This is a genomic window from Silicimonas lutimaris (assembly GCF_047314965.1).
Classification (GTDB): Bacteria; Pseudomonadota; Alphaproteobacteria; order Rhodobacterales; family Rhodobacteraceae; genus JAVJUV01.
This window is the reverse complement of record NZ_JBLBVK010000005.1, coordinates 1-1996: the sequence shown is the minus strand read 5'-3', so window position 1 is coordinate 1996 and position 1996 is coordinate 1. Positions and strand designations below refer to the sequence as shown.

Below are 1996 nucleotides of genomic sequence, written 5' to 3'. Positions count from 1 at the left end.
CACATCACCACCAGCCGTCAGCTTCAGCTCAATCTCACGCAGCAGCTTCAAGATGTCTTCGTCTGAATGTCGCTTCCTCGCCATGCCCAATCCCCCTCTCGCGGCCAAAGTAATGGCCCAGTTCTAGGGGGGAAGGACAACTGAAGCTGGCAAGGATTTGCGAGACGTCGTGATCGCAATGGGCATGTGGGGCCAGAAGTGGGTAGAGTCTTCTCTGTCCTTGAAAAACCTCGATCCATCGCTCTTGATGTGGGACATGCGGCGCAACTTGAACCCTGACCCACTTCCGGATCGCCGCACGGTAGTCCAATTTCTGTATCACGACCTGCCATCAACCAAGCGCGACTGGTGGCTGGTAATCGATCCCGCAGGGGACGTCGATTTGTGCTGGGCCGACCCGGGATTTGAAGTCGATCTTTTCGTATCAACTGACTTGCACACAATGACCGCGATCTGGATGGGATTGACGAGTGTGGCTGCTGAAAGTGAGAAGTTTGAATTTACAGGGCCGAAAGAAATTTCCTCAACAATTCAGACGTGGCTTGGTCTCAGTCCTTTTGCCGTACAAAGGAAGTTGGTCAGCTAAATAGAACCATAAGTTCTGACGGCCGCTTGGTCCGCTCTTCGGGCCTTGGCGGCCACATCTATCTAAGAAGCCTGACTGAAAGCCTCAGATGGCCGAGGCGAGCCCGTAGGCGATTACTTTGGCCGGACCCGGCCTTGGGCTCCCTCTCATCATCTCGGGGTCGGTTTTCGGTGGTGCATCTGTCGTCGTCTCAGATGGCCGACACCGGAGATCACGATACGCGACTCAAAGCCCTTAATTGATATGCGCCAGCGCCTTTTGGACGTTTGGCCGCTTTTTCATAGCCTCGTAATGCATTGTGCAATTGCCGAACTCTGATAGGTCGAAGTCTTCACGCAGGCCACGGTCATAGACCCAGAAAAAATAAGCGTCGCATGCCGTGTTATGGTCAAAGAACCAGGTCCGGCCGTCGAGTTCCTGCTCGACAAGTGCCATCTGCTCAAAGAACATCGCCTTCGCTTTGGCCTTGATGTCTTCGTGCGCGCTCTCGATGTCGCAGAATTTGGCTGTCCGGAAATGGCGGGTGATATGCGGGTGCATTCCCGAGGAAAACCAGTTCATGTGTGAGATGGCGCGTGCCCGTTCAAACCTGTCTTGTGGCAACAGATTGGCTTCGGGATAGACACTGGCGATCCAGGTCAGGATCGCGGTGTTCTCGCTCAAACCCTTTCCGTCGACGACCAGGTACGGAACCTTTTGTTTCGGATTCAACGCTTTATAGCTCTCGGAGTTTTGCTCCTTTTTAGCGAGGCTGATCGACACGACGTCGAATTCGGCGCCAGCCTCCAAGAGAGAAACATAGGCGGCGATCGAGCATGCTCCCGGCGCATGATAAAGCGTGATAGTCATTGTCTTTCCTTCTGAAGGGTGAAAGCTCGCGTGCATGGTGCGTATCGGCAACGGGGCTGAACACTAGCAGATATCCACGTCAGTCCAAGGTGCTATGGAATGCCAAATGCAACGTCCACTGCAACTCAACGGCCCGATACGCCAACCGACCGACAAGATGGTGTCGCAGCACCGTGCGCAGATCGAACCAGTTCAGTATATATGGACAAAAATCTGCAGGGTCGTGTCCGAAAAGGGTTTCCGCGTGAACGAGCACTCTCTGCACGTGTCGTGACCAAACAGATCATCTAAGAAACCAGCCCAACCGGGGCAGAAAACCCCAAATGCCTGCCACTTTCGGGAGAGTTTCGAACGCCCGCTCCGTCCGCAACCTGGACCTTGAGGTCTGAGATCTCGCTGCATCGGTCACGGATGACCGCTTTTCCTTCTGAGCCGCAGCGGTCAGGCTCAGAGGTGTTCATGCTGCATTTGCGAGGGCTTCTGGTTGGTCACTTCCGGAAAGGGCTCGAAGGCGGCATTCGAGTCTCTTTGTCAGATGTCCGGTTTGGCATGTGGAACGGA

General features: G+C 54.5%; 2 protein-coding genes. One reads left to right on the top strand and one right to left on the bottom strand.

Translation table 11 applies throughout. The features are described 5' to 3' along the window. The first annotated feature begins 256 nt into the window (after positions 1-256). Positions 257-586 (top strand): hypothetical protein, encoded by a 330-nt coding sequence (locus ACKLNI_RS00045; protein ID WP_413716948.1) that lies wholly within the window; start codon positions 257-259, stop codon positions 584-586. 234 nt (positions 587-820) lie between these two features. Here the strand turns inward: ACKLNI_RS00045 and ACKLNI_RS00040 are convergent, their stop codons facing one another. Beyond that, a complete protein-coding gene (locus ACKLNI_RS00040) occupies positions 821-1435 on the bottom strand; it encodes a glutathione S-transferase family protein (protein ID WP_413716947.1) in 615 nt (204 codons plus the stop codon). Positions 1436-1996: the final 561 nt, after the last annotated feature.

Excerpts from the sequence above, each read along its gene's own strand:
- ACKLNI_RS00040 (WP_413716947.1), bottom strand. The coding sequence starts at position 1,435 with ATGACTATCACGCTTTATCATGCGCCGGGAGCATGCTCGATCGCCGCC.
- ACKLNI_RS00045 (WP_413716948.1), top strand. The coding sequence starts at position 257 with ATGCGGCGCAACTTGAACCCTGACCCACTTCCGGATCGCCGCACGGTA.